The sequence below is a fragment of the Ensifer sp. ENS07 genome, from assembly GCF_014852185.1.
Lineage (GTDB): Bacteria > Pseudomonadota > Alphaproteobacteria > Rhizobiales > Rhizobiaceae > Ensifer > Ensifer adhaerens.
In genome coordinates this window covers 513,464-528,103 of sequence record NZ_JACVBE010000001.1, presented here as the reverse complement: position 1 = coordinate 528,103, position 14,640 = coordinate 513,464, and the positions used below count along the sequence as shown (strand labels likewise).

The window sequence follows — 14,640 nt, the reverse complement described above, 5'->3', positions numbered from 1 at the left end:
TGCAGACTTTCTCAATTCAGAGCGAACCGACCACAAGCCTCCGCCGGCAGACCTTGCAACGGCTCAGAAGCGGTTGCCCGCTTCAGTATCGATAACGACAGGCACGGAACAGAACATCACTATCTCGAATAGGGCGGGACCCGCTTGGAACGATCTCGCATAGTCGTCATCGCCAGTATCCTGGCCGCCCTCGGCGCGATCCTGCCGATGCTTGCGGCCTACTATCTTTCCTGGTCGATCGCCGTGCGCGGCGAACAGGCCCGGCTCGCCCGCCTGGCCGACTATGCCATCATGCGCGCAGACGCCGCGCTCGGAGAAGCGTCCCGGGCGCTGAAGACGGCCGACCGGTTCGACATGCCGCCATGCATGGCCACGCATATCGCAGCCTTGCGCTCCCTCGTCGTCAACACGACCGCCATCGAGGATATCGGCTACTTCGAGAACGGGTTGCTCAGATGCACCTCGTGGGGTTACCCGCCGCGTCGGCTCACCCGCTCGCCGCCTGCCGATTTCTTTGCGAGCAACGGCGTCGAAGTCATCCCGCGGATGTATCCGACAATCAGCACCGGCGCGCCCATGACGGCGTTCCGGTATCGCTCCTACACGGTGCTGACCAACCCGGTCCGGTTCGTCGACGTGATCGCCGAGCCCGGCACCCGGCTTGCTGTCGCCACCAAAAACGGCGTGCTGGTCAGCACCCTCAACGATCCTGACCCGTCGCTGACGGAACGGCTCGCCGATCTTCCGAAGACCGGCAGCAATGCCGAGGACCTGTTTGCAACATCACGGGACGCCGACTGGATCGCCGTTGCCACTGCGCCCAGCATCGCCATTCTCAGCGACATGGATCGGGAACGCCTGCTGCTCCTGCCAGTCGGGGCGCTGGTCGCGGCGCTGATGGTCGGGCTTGTCGTCTGGCTATCCCGGCGTCGTCTGTCGCCGCTTGGCGAGCTTTCGATTGCCGTGCAGCGGCGCGAGTTCATTGTGCACTACCAGCCGCTGATCGAGCTCAAGAGCGGCATCTGCGTCGGCGCGGAGGCGTTGGTGCGATGGCGGCGCCCCGATGGGCAGATGGTCCGGCCAGATCTCTTCATCCCTCTTGCGGAAGAAAACGGACTGATCGAGGAAATCACCGATCAGGTCCTCATTGCGATGATCGCCGAATTGAAGAGCGTGCTCGTCGCCGACCGCTCGCTGCACATCGCGATCAACCTCGCCGCCGACGACCTGAAATCCGGACGCATCCTGCCGGTAATGGAGGCGGCGCTTCGAAACACCGGCGTGCTTACAGAACAGATCTGGCTGGAGGCAACCGAACGCGGCTTCATGGACGTCAAATCCGCCCGGGCGACGATCGAGGAGGCGCGCCGGCGTGGCCACTCCGTGGCTATCGACGACTTCGGCACCGGCTATTCGAGCCTGCAATACCTGCAGGAGCTACCGCTCGATGCGCTGAAGATCGACAAGTCGTTCATCGATACGGTCGGCACCGATTCGGCCACCAGCTCGATCACGCCGCATATCATCGACATCGCCAATTCGCTCGATCTCTACATCGTTGCCGAGGGGATCGAGCGGCAGGAACAGGCCGACTATCTCATTGGGCGCGGCGTGCAATACGGCCAGGGCTGGCTGTTCTCCAAGGCGCTGCCGGCGGCCGAGTTCATTGCCTTCTACAATGACAGCAAACGCAGGCTCGGGGCCGGGCCGGCGGTGATCCGCCGCGAAATCGCTTGAGGCCCTTCACGCGGACGCGGCCTGGTGATGTTTGCGCGCGCGGTCCTGCATTCCTATATAGTCGCGGCAACGACAGGAGACGTTCATGACGACCGTAAAGACGCCGAAAGTGGTGAAAACCGATGCGGAATGGCGGGCACAGCTCTCGCCGGAGCAGTATCGCATCACGCGACAGCAGGGCACCGAGCGTCCGTTCACTGGTCCGTTCCTCAACAACAAACAGACGGGCACCTACGAATGCGTCTGTTGCGGCCGGGCGTTGTTCCGCTCCGACACCAAGTTCGATTCCGGGTGCGGTTGGCCGAGCTACTTCGCCGCGGTCGACGATCAGGCGATCCGCGAGATCGAGGACCGCTCCCACTTCATGGTGCGCACGGAAATCCGCTGCGCCGATTGCGATGCGCATCTCGGCCACGTCTTTCCCGACGGCCCGCCGCCGACGGGGCTGCGCTACTGCCTGAACGGCCATGCGATGACGTTTACCGAGGATTGACACCGGGGCGCGGAAGGAGTGGCATGGGATGCTGTTCCGCCGGGAACGGTCCCATGGCGCCAGCCGCGCTAGAAGCTATAGATCGAGCAAGCGAGAGGAGGTCCGCATGCTACGCATCCTGACAGCACTCGCATTGCTGCTTCCCTCCGCCCTCACAGCGGCGGCGGCCGAAGACTGGGTTCCCTACGCCAACGCCCGCTTTGGCTACGTGCTCGACATTCCTCCCGGTTTCGAGCTGCAGAGCCAGGGCGACAATGGCGATGGCGCGAGTTTTCACGCCAACGACAACGGCGCGACCCTTTCGGTCTTTGGCAGCACGCTCATGGACGGTGACTTCGAGACCGACGTCAACGACCGCATGGGCTACGAGCGGGAGGGTGACTGGCGGATTTCCTATTCGCGTGTGACGGCCGCCTGGGCGAGTTTCTCGGGCGCGCGCGGTGACGAAGTGTTCTATACCCGGGCGATCGCGCTCTGTGACGGCAGCGCCGCCTATTTCCGCCTGCAGTACCGCAAGACCCGGCTCACCAGCTTCGATGGCGTGATTTCGCGCATGGCAGAGGCGCTGAGACCTTCAGAAGGTTGCCAGCATCCACCGGTCGCCGCGGCCGCCGGCGAAGCGCCAAACTGATCGCCGCTCAGGACGCGGCGCTGAAACAGGTCAGCACGGCCGAATAGTGTACCGCCGCTCCGGTTACGACGAAGCCATGCCAGATGGCGTTCTGGAAGCGCAGCTTTTCCCACACATGGAAGATCACGCCGGCAGAATAGATGATGCCGCCGATCAGGATCAGCACGAGCGTCGTTGCCGTCAGCGCCGACAGCAGCGGGCCGACCGCGAGCACGCCGCTCCATCCCATGGCGAGATAGAGCAGGATCGCCAGCCGGTCGAAGCGGCCCGGGAAGAAGCACTTGATGGCGACGCCCAGGCCGGCGATCGCCCAGATGCCGATCAGCATCACGAACAGGAAGGGATCATCGAGGCCGCGCTGCAGGAAGGGCGTATAGGTCGCGGCGATCAGTACGAAGATCGAGGAGTGGTCGAAGCGGCGCAGGAACCACTTGGTGCGCGAAACCGGATAGAGGTTGTAAAGAAACGAGATCGAGAGCGTCGCGAGCAGTCCCGCGCCATAGACGGCGGCGGCGGCAAGCTGGCCGGTCGTGCTCCACAGCGTTGCGTAGAAGATCAGCGCGGTCACGCCAACCAAGGCAGCCGCCAGGCCGATGCCGTGAACGATGCCGTCGGCAATCAGTTCCGAACGGTCATAGTTCCATTTGACGCCTGCGAATTCCACGTCTTCCCTCTCCCCGAGCCTTTTCTTCTCCGGCGGCGCGCATGCCCCATCGCACCGCAACGTTTCCACCATCCTGCCACAAGGCCGCGCCGCGGCAAAGAAGCAGGGACGTGGCAAAAGCATCAACTTTTGCAACGCATTACAACAATCGCATGACCGGTCTGAGAAGTTTGACGGGAGACTTGCCGAAGGCCACGGCGATGACCACATGAACGGCCGAAGGATGCGATCGGGAGGATCATCATGTCAGTCTTGCGTAGCCCTCAGCCGGATCAGGCGGCCGCGCTCAGCGACCTCTGCGTGCGATCAAAGGCCGTTTGGGGTTATGACGCCGCCTTCCTTGAGGCATGCCGGGCGGCTTTGACGCTCACAGCCGACGACTGGATGGATTCGGAGCTTCAGGTCGCCATGGAGGGCGAGCGCATCCTCGGTCTGGCGCAGGTCCGCGGGAGCGGACAGGTGGTTGAACTGGACAAGCTGTTCATCGAGCCGGAAGCACGGGCGGCAGGCATTGGCCGGCAGCTTTTCGACTGGTGCGTCGCAGCCGCCCGCAAGCGCGGCGCAATGGTCATGACGATCGATGCGGATCCCGGCGCTGCCGACTTTTACCGCCGCATGGGGGCAATCGATGACGGGGTCGTCGCGTCGAGCGTGATCCCCGGGCGGTTCCTTCCCCGACTGAAAGTGGATTTGGGGAGCGGTCCGACCGCCTGACGTCAACGCCCGCCGCGGGCGACCTCGGCCGCGCACTCCTGACATAGTGGCGCATGAGGCACAGCCTGCAGGCGCGCCGCCGAAATCGGCAGGCCGCAGCGCACGCAGGTTCCGAAGGTGCCGGCGGCGATCCGATCGAGCGCGGCATCGATCGCACGGATCTCCTCCTGGCCCGCAAGACCAAGGCCTTCGAGAACCTCGTCCCCTTCCCGCTCGGTCACCCGGTCCGGGACATCAGCGTTCATCGGCTCATCGAGATCGTGCTCGATCCTGACCAGACGCCCCTGCAGCTCCGCCTTGCGGCGTGTCAGGCGGTCGTGAAAGTCGTCAAGCCCATGTTTGTCCATCTGAAGACTCCTTGGCGGTGGCGGCGCGAAGGTCTCGCGCCGCATGCGCTCTTGTTGTTCGTGGCTTACCGGTCGACGAGAACGGCGCAGGGGCAATGGCTGACGACCCGGCTTGCCGTCGATCCGATGAAGTAGTCGATGAGGCCCGGCCGATGGGACGCGATGATGACGAGATCGGCGTTTTCTTCGCTGGCAAGGGCGTTAATGGTGCCGGCGGCCCCGCCGGTGCGGATTTCGATGCGGCCCTTGATCCCATGCTTGGTTTTGAGCGCCTCGAGCGTCTTTAACGCCTGCTTTCGGGATTCCTCGACCATTTCCAGCGGGAAATCCACGATCATGTAGCCTTGCGCATAGGCGTTCAGATCCTCGACGACGTTCAGCAGGATAATCTCGCCCCCCTCATCGATCAGCTTTTCGGCAATGCCGAGCACGGACTCGCCGTGTTCGAGCTGATCCATGGCAATCGGGACGATGATCTTCTTGTACATGCTGTACTCCTTCTGTTGCCCACGCGGATCGCCAGGCTGTTGCCACAGGCCAATCCCTCGTCTCAAGATTGCGCCTCGACGGCATCTTCGGCTTTGATTGAAATCAAATCGAAAGCGCTGCGCGCGCATGGCCCCACTCGAAATGAGGTAGGGCGACGACAACCACTGTCAACGCGCGTCGAACACAACATCAAGTGACTGACAGGCTTCCGTGAACGAACGAGGCGGCCCATATTCCCAACAGTTTCGATGAAACTGAAACGGCGAACCGGCCGTAGCTTCGATGCCAAGGAGACAGACATGACCTCGCAGGAGACTTTCGACATGCCAACCGACCATGCGCTTGCCATGCCCGCGCATGTCGAGCATGCGCATCTGGTCGTCCAGGATCTGCCGGCCGTGTCCGCCTGGTATCAGAAGATCATGGGCCTGAGCCCGATCGAAGCGAGCAAGAGCGGCGAGACGCTGGGCGTCAATGGCCACCCGCTGCTGACCCTGACGACCGAAGGCAACGCCGCGCGGGCGCCACGCAACACGCCTGGCCTCTTCCACAACGCCTTTCTTGTTCCGAGCCGCGAAGAACTCGGCCGCTGGCTCGCCCATATCGCGCACAACAATATCAGGCTGCAGGGCGCGTCCGACCACCTGGTCAGCGAGGCGATTTACCTCGCCGATCCGGAAGGCAACGGCATCGAAGTCTATCGCGACCGGCCGCGGAGCGAATGGACGTTTAAGCCGGATGGGACCGTCGGCATGGATACGCTGCCGCTCGATCTGCAGGCGCTCTACGACGAAGCACCCAAGGACAATTGGGGCGGCATGGCGGACGGGACGGCCATCGGCCATATCCATCTGCAGGTGTCCGATATTCCTCAGGCCGATGCTTTCTTCCGCGACGTGCTGGGCCTGGGGCTGATGGCACGCTATCCCGGCGCGAGCTTCTTCGGCGCGGGCAAGTACCACCATCACGTCGCCGCCAATATCTGGAACTCGCGGGGTGCGCCGAAGCGCGAAGGCCACATGACCGGACTTTCGGATTATACGATCCAGTACAAGGAGCCGGGCGAGCTCACAGCGGCGCTCGCGAAGCTCGATACGCTGGAAATCGCTGTCAGCCGCAACGGCAATGGCCAAAGCCTCGTCGACCCCTGGGGCATCGGCCTCAAGCTCGTCGCCTGATCCTCTCTCCCAGGCCACAGGCGCCTTTGCGCCAGTGGCAAACTTGCCGGCCGCAGCCGCCTCAGGTGCTGCGGTCGTATTTTTGCTGGGCTTGCAGCACAGCCTCGATGTTCTCCTCCGCCCAGCGCGTCAGCGCCGCGACCGTCGAGGTCAGCGTGCGACCGAGCGGCGTGATCGCATATTCCACGGTCACCGGCACCGTCGCAAAGACGCTGCGGCTGACGAGCCCGTCCCGCTCCAGCTTCTTCAGGGTCTGCGACAGCACCTTCTGCGAGATGCCGTCGATCTCGCGCTTCAACTGGTTGAAGCGCACCGGCTGTTCATCGAGCTTTCCAAGCACCAGCACGGCCCATTTGTCGGCAAGCCTGTCCAGCACCAGGCGGGTCGGACAGGTCTGGATATAGACGTCGTACTCCATCGGGCACCCCATCGCGGTTTCCGAGCGGAAACCATGTCACCAAAAACTGCCTCCTTTACAGCATTTTCCCGGACCAATATCCAGTGTCCATCCGCAACATGGTTTCATTTGGATACTTAGGAGAACGGTGATGGCAGGCAAGATTCTGGTTCTTGGATCGAACGGGACGATCGGCAGCAAGGTGGTACGGGCGCTGGTCGCGCGTGGCGAAACGGTCAGGGCTGCGTCCCGAAAGGCGACAGCCGTTGATGGCGCGGAAGCCGTCGCCTTCGACTACGAGGATGCCACGACCTTTGGCCCGGCGCTCGACGGCGTCGACCGCCTGTTCGTTCTGACACCGGCGGGATATCTCGACCCGGTCGGGCTGGTCGGACCGATCATGGCCGCCGCTGCCGCGCGCGGCATCAAGGTCGTGCTGATGACCGTCATCGGCGTCGATGCGGACGACAACATCCCCTATCGCCAACTTGAGCTGCAGCTCGAGAAAACCGGAACACCCTTCGTCATCCTCCGGCCAAACTGGTTCTCCGACAATTTCCAGAGCTACTGGATCGAGGGTATCCGCCACGGCGCGATCGCGGTTCCGGCGGCCGAAGGCAAGACGAGCTTCATCGATACACGCGACATTGCCGAAAGCATCGTGGCAGCGTTGACCAGCGAAGCCTTCAACGGCCGCGCCTTCAACCTCACCGGGCCGGAAGCGCTGAGCTACGGCGAGGCGGCAGCGATCCTGTCACGCGTGACCGTTAAGCCCATCGCCTACACGCCTGTCGATGACGAGACCTTCGTCGGCGTGCTGGTCGGCGCCGGGGTGCCCGAGGACTACGCCCGCTTCCTCGCGTCGATCTTCCATCCCGTGCGCGAAGGCTGGGTGGCAAACCCTACCGGCGACGTAAAGATATTGACAGGCCACGAGCCGCGTAGCCTGGAAACCTACGCCAAGGACAATGCCGAGGCTCTCAGGGCCTGACCGAACCCGGACGATGGCCGCTCGTTCCCGCGCGGGCGGCCTGCGTCAACACGCCGCTGGATAGTTCCCAGACAACCGATCAATAAACTTGAGTATTATACTCACATATTTTAACCGCATGCCCAATCGGCCTCGCCCAAGGTCGCATTCATGCGGAGTTAATAATATGAAAAATAAGAATTTTCTTGCGGCTGCCCTGGCGAGCAGCACCCTTCTTTCGAGCCCCGCGCTGGCGGTGGATTTTCGTCCGCAGGCGGAAATCGAAGGCGGCTTCTTCAGCGGCGGGTCAGCTGCCGGCGGCGGCTTTTTCCTCCCCTTCGTGCTCGATTCGGGCGATGCGATTTTCATCGATACACGCGGGGCCATTGCCAACGATTCCGTCCGCCAGGGCTCCGTCGGCGTGGGCTATCGGTTCCGTGCCAACGACCAATGGGTCATCGGCGGCTACGGCTACTACGACTATCTGAAGAGCGACCACGGCAACGCCTTCAGCCAGCTGTCCTTCGGCTTCGAGGCGCTCAGCGGTGACCTCGAAATGCGCAGCAACTTCTATCTGCCTTTGACCGGCGCCAAGACGCTGAGCGCCTTCAATGCCGCCTATGTGCGCGACCACGTGCTCGTCCTCCAGGAAGGCAAGGAACGGGCGCGACGCGGCATCGACGCCGAAATCGGCGGGCGCCTGCCTGTCTTTGCGGAAGACTCCAACGTTCAGCTGAAGGTTTTCGGCGGCAGCTACTGGTATGGCGGCCGCAACCTCGGCGACATGTTCGGCGCCAAGCTGCGTGCGGAACTGACCTTTGCCGACTTGCCGGGCCTTTCCGAGGGATCGACCGTCTCGCTCGGCGTGACCGGCACCTATGACAACGAGGACAAGCTGAAGGGCGCCGTCATGGCACGGCTGCGCATCCCGTTCGGCGCGACCGGCTCGACCGCCGACGCCTTCGATCCGATGACCCAGCGTGTCGAGCGCGCCACCCGCATCCGCACCCATGCGGGCGCCACCGGCGATGTCGAGGCCGCGCAGCTTGCCGGCACCGGCCGTAACGCCGGCCGGGTGGTGACCGTTTCCTCGGCTTCCGGCAATGCCTCCGACATCAACGCCCTGATCGGGGCTGCCGGCGCCGACGCGCTGATCCTCGCGGACGGCAACCTCGGTCTCGACCGCACACTCGCGCTCGGCAACGGCCAGACACTCCTTGGCGGCGGCGGCGCAATTGCCGTTAGCGGCGCGCGCAGCGGCGCGACCGCAACCTTCGTCAATCAGGGTGCGGCCACCACGATCACCGGCTACAACCCGGCCCAGGACGTGATTGCCATGGCGTCGGGCAGCACCATCTCGTCGCTTTCGGTCCGCGGCGGCCTAGCCGGCATTTCGGCCACGAACGCCGCAGATGTCACCGTCGACAAGGTCGACATTGCCGCCACCAACCACGACGGCATTCGCTTCACGCGCGTTAATGGCGCACTGGTTCAGGACAGCCGCATCCACGACCTCTACATTTGCGAGAACAACACGACCTGCGAATTCTCGATCTACAACCCCAACAAGGCGCCCTATGCCGCCGTCAGCTCCGTCGGCAGCCGAAACGTGACGGTGCGCGACACTGTCATCGACAAGGTCACCTATGGGGTCTTTGCCGGCGGCGAGTTCAGGAAGGTCGGACGGACAGACTACGAACTGGTCACCGGCACGCAGAACGTCACGCTCGACAACGTGACGATCAGCAACTCCCGCCGCGAAGGCGTGCTGCTCGTCGCCGGCAAGGATGTCAGGCTCAACCGTGTAACGGTCGACAATGCCAAGCAGGACCGGGACATGGATCTCGTTGTGCTGCAGGGCACCTCCAACGTCGCGATCAACAACATGCGGCTCTTTGGCGGCATCAACGGTCTGATGCTGGTCTCGAGCCCGAACCTCGATGCGACGACCACCAACGTCAACGTCAAGGGACTGACCGTCGACGGTACCCGCAACGCCGGCATCTTCTTCAATCCCGTCTCCGGGATTTCGCTCGAGGACGTCAAGGTAACGAATGCCGGCACCTATGGCGCCTTCATCTACGGCAACGAGTTCGAGTTCCTTGGAGGACCGGTGCGCGACGTCGTGCTGAAGAACATGACCGTCGACAAAGCCGGCAAGGCGGGCCTCTACTTCTCGGGCCCGACCGAAGACATCGTCGGCAATGTCAGCGTGAGCAACACGCCGAAGGATTGCCTGCTCGACAACGGCTGGTCGGCCGGGACGATTACCCAGTCGCCGGGTTCGGTGCTGACCGTCAACGGCGTGAAGCTCGATCAGGGCAACGCCGCGGCCCGTTGCCGCTGATAACCGAAGCCACGCCCGGGCGACCGGGCGTGGCTCTTTTGTCCGGTTTGCTTCGCCGCGCGATCTATACCGGGCGTCGGCATTCGAAGGTGACCACGTGGTCACCATCTCGTGGAACTCTACCGAAGGCATAATCGCCGGAAACGACGATATCGGCGAAACCGGCTGCCTGCAGCGTCAGTGCCATTTCCTGAACGCCCCACCAGCGCATGGTGAAGAATTCGAGCTCGCTCGACGCCAGCCGTCCCTCTTGCCAGAGGTCGTAGCGCAGGTGCGAAACGGTCGTCTGGCCGAGGATGTCGGTCTTCACCCGCTGGCTGGTCAGGGTCAAAACGTCGCCCGCCTCCGTTTGCCAGCTGCGGATATTCGGCTGCAGGTCGGCGACCATGTCGCCCGGGTAAAGATCGAAGATCAATCGACCACCCGGCGCCAGGTGATCGTAAAAGCGCTTCAGCACGGCTGATGCCGCTGCATGGTCGGCGATCAGCTGCAACGAACCGGTGGGCACGACAATCGCATCGAAGCGCTTTGCATAGGTGAAGGTCTCGAAGGTCTGGCGAGACAGGGCCGGCGCCAAGTCGCGGCCGGCGCATTGGGCGAGACAATAGTCGAGCATGTCCTGCGAGGCATCAAACCCGCAGACATCGAAACCGGCCTCCAGCAACGGGATCAGCGCTCGGCCGTTGCCGACGGCTGGTTCGAGGATCGGCCCACGATAGCCCTCGAGCCTCTGCCGATAATACTCGATGTCGCCGAAAGACTTACCAATATATTTGTCTAAATTATAAACATGAGAGGCAAGTCTGCCATAGGTATTGTTCACGATACCTCTGCTCCCGATAAAACAAAGCAACGCTGTGCTTTATACGGGAGTATGCGACCAGGGCTGTTGTTTGCCAGCCACGCCGACGCTTTATCGTCACCGCCCAAACGTGTCAGAAGCGCGCCGGCCGGATGAACTTGCCGTAAACCCAGCCCTCCTGCCAGTTTCCACTGCGCTGCGGATCGTGCCAAATCTGGCACCAGGTGGCCCGCACGGCCTGGCGCTGGGCCGAAGCCGACCAGCGGGCGATGCGCTTGAGATCGACACCGTTCATGCAGCGGCCGGTCATCTGCAGTTTCGTGCCGTTGGGATAGCCGGCGCGGATCGCCGAGGAGGAGGATGGCCAGGCGCGCGCGTTGAGTACGTCGTTCCAGTCGACCCCGGACACTTCCCAGGCGGCGAACGTGCTTGCGGTAGCGGGAAGTGCGGTGGAGAGCGACCCGGCCAGAATGGCCGCCTGCACCAGCTTGTTCAACATGCCCATCTCCATTGCCCCTTGATCAGACCGCCAGTCGTTGCGGCAGAAAACAGAATGCGACCCCTCGGCTGAATTGCAACTGAATGGATTCACGACGAGAGCGCCCCTTATCCCATGACGACGTGGGCATGCCGCCCGCCCCGGTTTTCCGGGACGGGGTCTTGTCAGCCCGGCAGGCGGCAGACGACGCCGACCAGCCGCGCGACCACGGGGCGGACCATGAGCACGCAGACGAAGGCGACGGGCATGGCGAGCGCGTAGGAACCGAGCACGCGGGCCGGGTAGCCGGCGTCGATGCCGGTGTTGACGCCGACGATGACGCAGCACATCAGGAACGCCATGATCGCCGACATGAAGAAGGCGAAGGCAACGGGGGCCGCACGCGGCGGTAGCTTGCGGCTGCGCGCGAGCCGCGGCGCCGATAGGGTGTCTTCCATCAGAAGTCTCCTGGTTTGATCGAGGGGACCACCCCCTCGTTTCTGGCCGCACTATACGGATCGCGTCGCAGCCAGGTAGGCCATTGCAGCCTTGTTCAGAAACAGGCAAAACCATCGAATGGATGTTTCTATTCGATGGTTTGGATTATGGACACTTTGCGCGGCGTCGAGAGTTTCGTCAGGAGCGTCGAGGAAGGCAGCATCGCCGCGGCGGCACGAAAGCTCGGGATTACACCCGCTTCCGCGAGCCAGAACATCGCCCGCCTGGAGCGAACGCTCGGCAGCCGGCTGCTCAGCCGCACCACGCGCCAGTTGGGCCTGACCGAGAGCGGGCGGATTTACTACGAGAGGGTGCGCGGCGTCGTACACGAGCTGGAGCTTGCAGCCGCCGCCGTTTCGGCACTCAGCACCGAGCCGCGCGGGCCGCTCAAGATCGCCTCATCCGTCGCCTTTGGCCGCCATGTGGTGGCGCCGCTCGTTCCCTCCTTCGCCGCCCGGTATCCGGATGTCTCGATCGAGCTCGTCGTCACCGACCGCGAGATCGATCATATCGGCGAAGGCATCGACATCAGCGTGCGCTTCGGTCTGCAGCTCGAACAGGGGCTGATTGCCCGCAAGCTTGCCTCCGTGCCGATGATCATCTGTGCAGCCCCCTCCTATCTGGAGCGACGCGGCCGCCCGCAGCAACCGGAAGATCTCGTGCACCACGATTGCCTGGTCTACCGCTATGCGGGGCATGGCCGGATCTTTCGCTGGGCGTTTACCCGCGACGGCCTGCGCTTCGAGCCGGAACTGAAGGCGACGATCGTCAGCAACGATATCGACACGCTCGCCGAGATGGCGATCGCCGGCGCCGGCATCACCCGGCTCGGCGCCTTCATCGCAGCGCCGCTGATCGAACGCGGGCTGGTGGTGCCGCTGTTCGGCGAACTGCCGCAGGAGGGATTGGCCAGCACCGACCACGAGCCCTTCGATTTCTATGCCTGCTTTGCCGACCGCCAGGCGCAAACGCCGAAGGTGCGCGCGTTCATCGAGCATGCGGTGCAGAGCCTGAAGGGGCGCTGGTAGTGACCGGGACCGGAGCGGCAGCCGTTTCCTTGCGCACGACCTCGACGCCTCGCCGCTGCTTCAGCCGATAGCCGACCTCGACGATGGCATGGATGGCCGGGATGAACTCCGCGCCGAGCTCACTGAGGCTGTATTCCACGGAAGGCGGCGACGTCGGCATGATCCGCCGCTCGACAGCACCCTTCTCCTCAAGTTCCTTCAACCGAGTGCTCAGCACCTTTGCCGAAATACCGGGCACGTCGATCCTCAGTTCGCTGAAGCGGCGCGGCCCGGCGCTCAAGGACCAGAGGATGTTCGGCGTCCATGCGCCGCCGAGTAGCACCATGCACTCGCCGACCGGGCAGTTCGGCGGCAAGGCCGCGGCCCGATTTTTCCGAATTTTCAAGCTCATGGGCAAAACTTTCCAGTTACCGCGGGGAAACCGGAAAGGGAGGTAACATAAGGTTATCTGATATACAAAGGTTACCGCTTCCGCTTAGGTTCCGCCGTCCTCGACAAACGGACAATCATTTCAGAAGGAACCAGATGATGAAGCTCTATTACGCCCCCGGCGCCTGTCCGCTTTCCCCCCATATCAGCCTGCACGAGGCCGGTGCCGATTTCGAGATCGTCCGGGTCGATACCAAGACTCATCGCACCGAGACCGGTGCGGATTACAAGGCGGTCAACCCCAAGGGCTACGTACCGGCGCTGGTGCTGGAAAGCGGCGAGGTCGTTACCGAAGGTGCTGCTGTGGTGCAGTACATCGCCGATCGCTTTCCGGCGGCGAAACTTGCGCCTGAAAACGGCACGCTGGCGCGCACCCGCCTTCAGGAACAGTTGAACTTCATCTCATCGGAACTGCACAAGGCCTTCTCGCCGCTGTTCGACCCGACCGCATCCCCCGATGCAAAGGAGGCAGCCACGCTGCAGGTGGCGAAACGCTTGACCCATGTCGAAAGCCTGCTCGCGGACGGGCGCCCTTACCTGCTCGGGGAGGTCTTCTCCGTCGCCGACGCCTATCTCTTCACGGTCGTCAACTGGAGCAGCGGCACCGGGATCGCGCTCACGCAATGGCCGCATCTCGCAGCCTACATGCAACGGATCGGCACACGTCCTGCCGTGCGCAGCGCAATGCAGGCGGAAGGCCTGGTCGCGGCATGAGCGCGTCACCGAAGGATCCGCAGTTCGCAGCCATCGTCCACGTCCTGCAACGCTACTTCGACGGGCTCTATCGCAGCGACACCGACATTCTCAGGCAAGTCTTCCACCCGAAGGCGCTCTATGCCACCGCAACGGACGGAACCCTGCTCGAACTCGACATGAACAGGTACTTTCCGATCGTCGAAAAACGTCCCTCGCCCGAAAGCCGAGACGAAGCGCGCATCGACCGTATTCTTTCCATTGAGTTCGCAGGCCCCGTAACCGCATTTGCCAAGGTGCAATGCGCCATCGGCGAGAAGGCCTTCACCGACTTTTTGTCCCTGGTCTTTCTTGACGGCCGCTGGCAGATCATCGCCAAGGTCTTCCATTACGACATCGCATCCGCGCAATAGGAGAAGCTTGTGCCCTACGTAAACATCAAGATAACCCGCGAGGGTGCAACCCCCGAGCAGAAAGCAACCCTGATCAAGGGCGTCACCGATCTGCTTCACACCGTGCTCAACAAGGATCCGGCCACCACCTTCGTTGTCATCGACGAAGTGGCGCTCGAAGACTGGGGCGTCGGTGGATTGCCGGTTGATGCGTACCGGCGAAAGGTCGGCGAAAAATCGTAGCAACACGCTGCCCCTACCCACCACGATGGAAGGGGCAGCAGCCCACCCGATGCCGCGGTGATCCGCGCGTAGCTCGATTGCGCTTGATCGCTTTCGACAGGGTCTCTATC

General features: G+C 63.0%; 19 protein-coding genes. 11 read left to right on the top strand and 8 right to left on the bottom strand.

The window, feature by feature from the left end:
• Nucleotides 1-144: 144 nt before the first annotated feature.
• The 3 genes from IB277_RS02555 (at nt 145) to IB277_RS02545 (ending at nt 2,861) form a co-directional block, all read left to right on the top strand.
• Nucleotides 145-1,737 (top strand): EAL domain-containing protein, encoded by a 1,593-nt coding sequence (locus IB277_RS02555; RefSeq protein ID WP_244546711.1) that lies wholly within the window; start codon nt 145-147, stop codon nt 1,735-1,737.
• Nucleotides 1,738-1,822: 85 nt separating this feature from the next.
• Nucleotides 1,823-2,230, top strand: a complete 408-nt coding sequence (gene msrB / locus IB277_RS02550) for a peptide-methionine (R)-S-oxide reductase MsrB (protein ID WP_034789321.1) — start codon at nt 1,823-1,825, stop codon at nt 2,228-2,230.
• Between the two features lie 106 nt (nt 2,231-2,336).
• Nucleotides 2,337-2,861: a hypothetical protein gene (locus tag IB277_RS02545; protein WP_060604052.1), complete on the top strand. Its 525-nt coding sequence runs from the start codon at nt 2,337-2,339 to the stop codon at nt 2,859-2,861.
• 7 nt (nt 2,862-2,868) lie between these two features.
• Here the strand turns inward: IB277_RS02545 and IB277_RS02540 are convergent, their stop codons facing one another.
• Nucleotides 2,869-3,525 (bottom strand): hemolysin III family protein, encoded by a 657-nt coding sequence (locus IB277_RS02540; protein WP_029742916.1) that lies wholly within the window; start codon nt 3,523-3,525, stop codon nt 2,869-2,871.
• A 243-nt stretch (nt 3,526-3,768) separates the two neighbouring features.
• On the opposite strand from IB277_RS02540, the gene IB277_RS02535 reads away from it, so the two are divergent.
• Nucleotides 3,769-4,239 carry a GNAT family N-acetyltransferase gene (locus tag IB277_RS02535; RefSeq protein ID WP_090294680.1) on the top strand — a complete coding sequence of 157 codons (471 nt, stop codon included), beginning with the start codon at nt 3,769-3,771 and terminating at the stop codon, nt 4,237-4,239.
• A gap of 2 nt (nt 4,240-4,241) precedes the next feature.
• On the opposite strand, the gene IB277_RS02530 is transcribed toward IB277_RS02535, so the two are convergent.
• Nucleotides 4,242-4,586, bottom strand: coding sequence for a TraR/DksA C4-type zinc finger protein (locus IB277_RS02530; RefSeq protein ID WP_029742914.1), 345 nt, complete (start codon nt 4,584-4,586; stop codon nt 4,242-4,244).
• A 65-nt stretch (nt 4,587-4,651) separates the two neighbouring features.
• Nucleotides 4,652-5,074, bottom strand: coding sequence for a universal stress protein (locus IB277_RS02525; RefSeq protein ID WP_029742913.1), 423 nt, complete (start codon nt 5,072-5,074; stop codon nt 4,652-4,654).
• A gap of 300 nt (nt 5,075-5,374) precedes the next feature.
• On the opposite strand from IB277_RS02525, the gene IB277_RS02520 reads away from it, so the two are divergent.
• Nucleotides 5,375-6,253, top strand: coding sequence for a VOC family protein (locus tag IB277_RS02520; protein ID WP_090294683.1), 879 nt, complete (start codon nt 5,375-5,377; stop codon nt 6,251-6,253).
• A 61-nt stretch (nt 6,254-6,314) separates the two neighbouring features.
• Here the strand turns inward: IB277_RS02520 and IB277_RS02515 are convergent, their stop codons facing one another.
• Nucleotides 6,315-6,683 (bottom strand): winged helix-turn-helix transcriptional regulator, encoded by a 369-nt coding sequence (locus IB277_RS02515; protein WP_371813560.1) that lies wholly within the window; start codon nt 6,681-6,683, stop codon nt 6,315-6,317.
• A 118-nt stretch (nt 6,684-6,801) separates the two neighbouring features.
• On the opposite strand from IB277_RS02515, the gene IB277_RS02510 reads away from it, so the two are divergent.
• Both IB277_RS02510 and IB277_RS02505 read left to right on the top strand, forming a co-directional pair.
• Entirely contained in the window at nt 6,802-7,641 is an 840-nt protein-coding gene (locus IB277_RS02510) for an SDR family oxidoreductase (RefSeq protein WP_110818470.1), read from the top strand.
• Nucleotides 7,642-7,807: 166 nt separating this feature from the next.
• Nucleotides 7,808-9,967 carry an inverse autotransporter beta domain-containing protein gene (locus IB277_RS02505; protein ID WP_162731932.1) on the top strand — a complete coding sequence of 720 codons (2,160 nt, stop codon included), beginning with the start codon at nt 7,808-7,810 and terminating at the stop codon, nt 9,965-9,967.
• A 64-nt stretch (nt 9,968-10,031) separates the two neighbouring features.
• On the opposite strand, the gene IB277_RS02500 is transcribed toward IB277_RS02505, so the two are convergent.
• The 3 genes from IB277_RS02500 to IB277_RS02490 form a co-directional block, all read right to left on the bottom strand.
• The gene (locus tag IB277_RS02500; protein WP_192370708.1) at nt 10,032-10,790 is read right to left on the bottom strand and encodes a class I SAM-dependent methyltransferase; all 759 of its coding nucleotides are present in this window, start codon (nt 10,788-10,790) and stop codon (nt 10,032-10,034) included.
• Between the two features lie 112 nt (nt 10,791-10,902).
• A complete protein-coding gene (locus IB277_RS02495) occupies nt 10,903-11,268 on the bottom strand; it encodes a hypothetical protein (protein WP_090294691.1) in 366 nt (121 codons plus the stop codon).
• A gap of 164 nt (nt 11,269-11,432) precedes the next feature.
• Nucleotides 11,433-11,705, bottom strand: coding sequence for a DUF2798 domain-containing protein (locus IB277_RS02490; protein WP_060516228.1), 273 nt, complete (start codon nt 11,703-11,705; stop codon nt 11,433-11,435).
• Nucleotides 11,706-11,840: 135 nt separating this feature from the next.
• Here IB277_RS02490 and IB277_RS02485 point away from each other — a divergent pair, with 135 nt between their 5' ends.
• Nucleotides 11,841-12,773, top strand: a complete 933-nt coding sequence (locus IB277_RS02485; protein WP_090294693.1) for a LysR family transcriptional regulator — start codon at nt 11,841-11,843, stop codon at nt 12,771-12,773.
• Here IB277_RS02485 and IB277_RS02480 read toward each other — a convergent pair.
• Nucleotides 12,733-13,164, bottom strand: a complete 432-nt coding sequence (locus IB277_RS02480) for a helix-turn-helix domain-containing protein (protein WP_051659156.1) — start codon at nt 13,162-13,164, stop codon at nt 12,733-12,735. The two genes, IB277_RS02485 and IB277_RS02480, sit on opposite strands and share 41 nt — an antisense overlap.
• 134 nt (nt 13,165-13,298) lie before the next feature.
• On the opposite strand from IB277_RS02480, the gene gstA reads away from it, so the two are divergent.
• Genes gstA through IB277_RS02465 form a run of 3 tightly spaced genes read left to right on the top strand, consistent with a single transcriptional unit; the run spans nt 13,299 to nt 14,530 of the window.
• The gene (gene gstA / locus IB277_RS02475) at nt 13,299-13,916 is read left to right on the top strand and encodes a glutathione transferase GstA (RefSeq protein ID WP_371813559.1); all 618 of its coding nucleotides are present in this window, start codon (nt 13,299-13,301) and stop codon (nt 13,914-13,916) included.
• Nucleotides 13,913-14,308, top strand: a complete 396-nt coding sequence (locus IB277_RS02470; protein WP_034789298.1) for a nuclear transport factor 2 family protein — start codon at nt 13,913-13,915, stop codon at nt 14,306-14,308. The genes gstA and IB277_RS02470 overlap by 4 nt, the downstream gene beginning before the upstream one ends.
• A 9-nt stretch (nt 14,309-14,317) precedes the next feature.
• Nucleotides 14,318-14,530, top strand: coding sequence for a 4-oxalocrotonate tautomerase family protein (locus IB277_RS02465; RefSeq protein WP_060516229.1), 213 nt, complete (start codon nt 14,318-14,320; stop codon nt 14,528-14,530).
• The last annotated feature ends 110 nt before the right edge of the window (nt 14,531-14,640 follow it).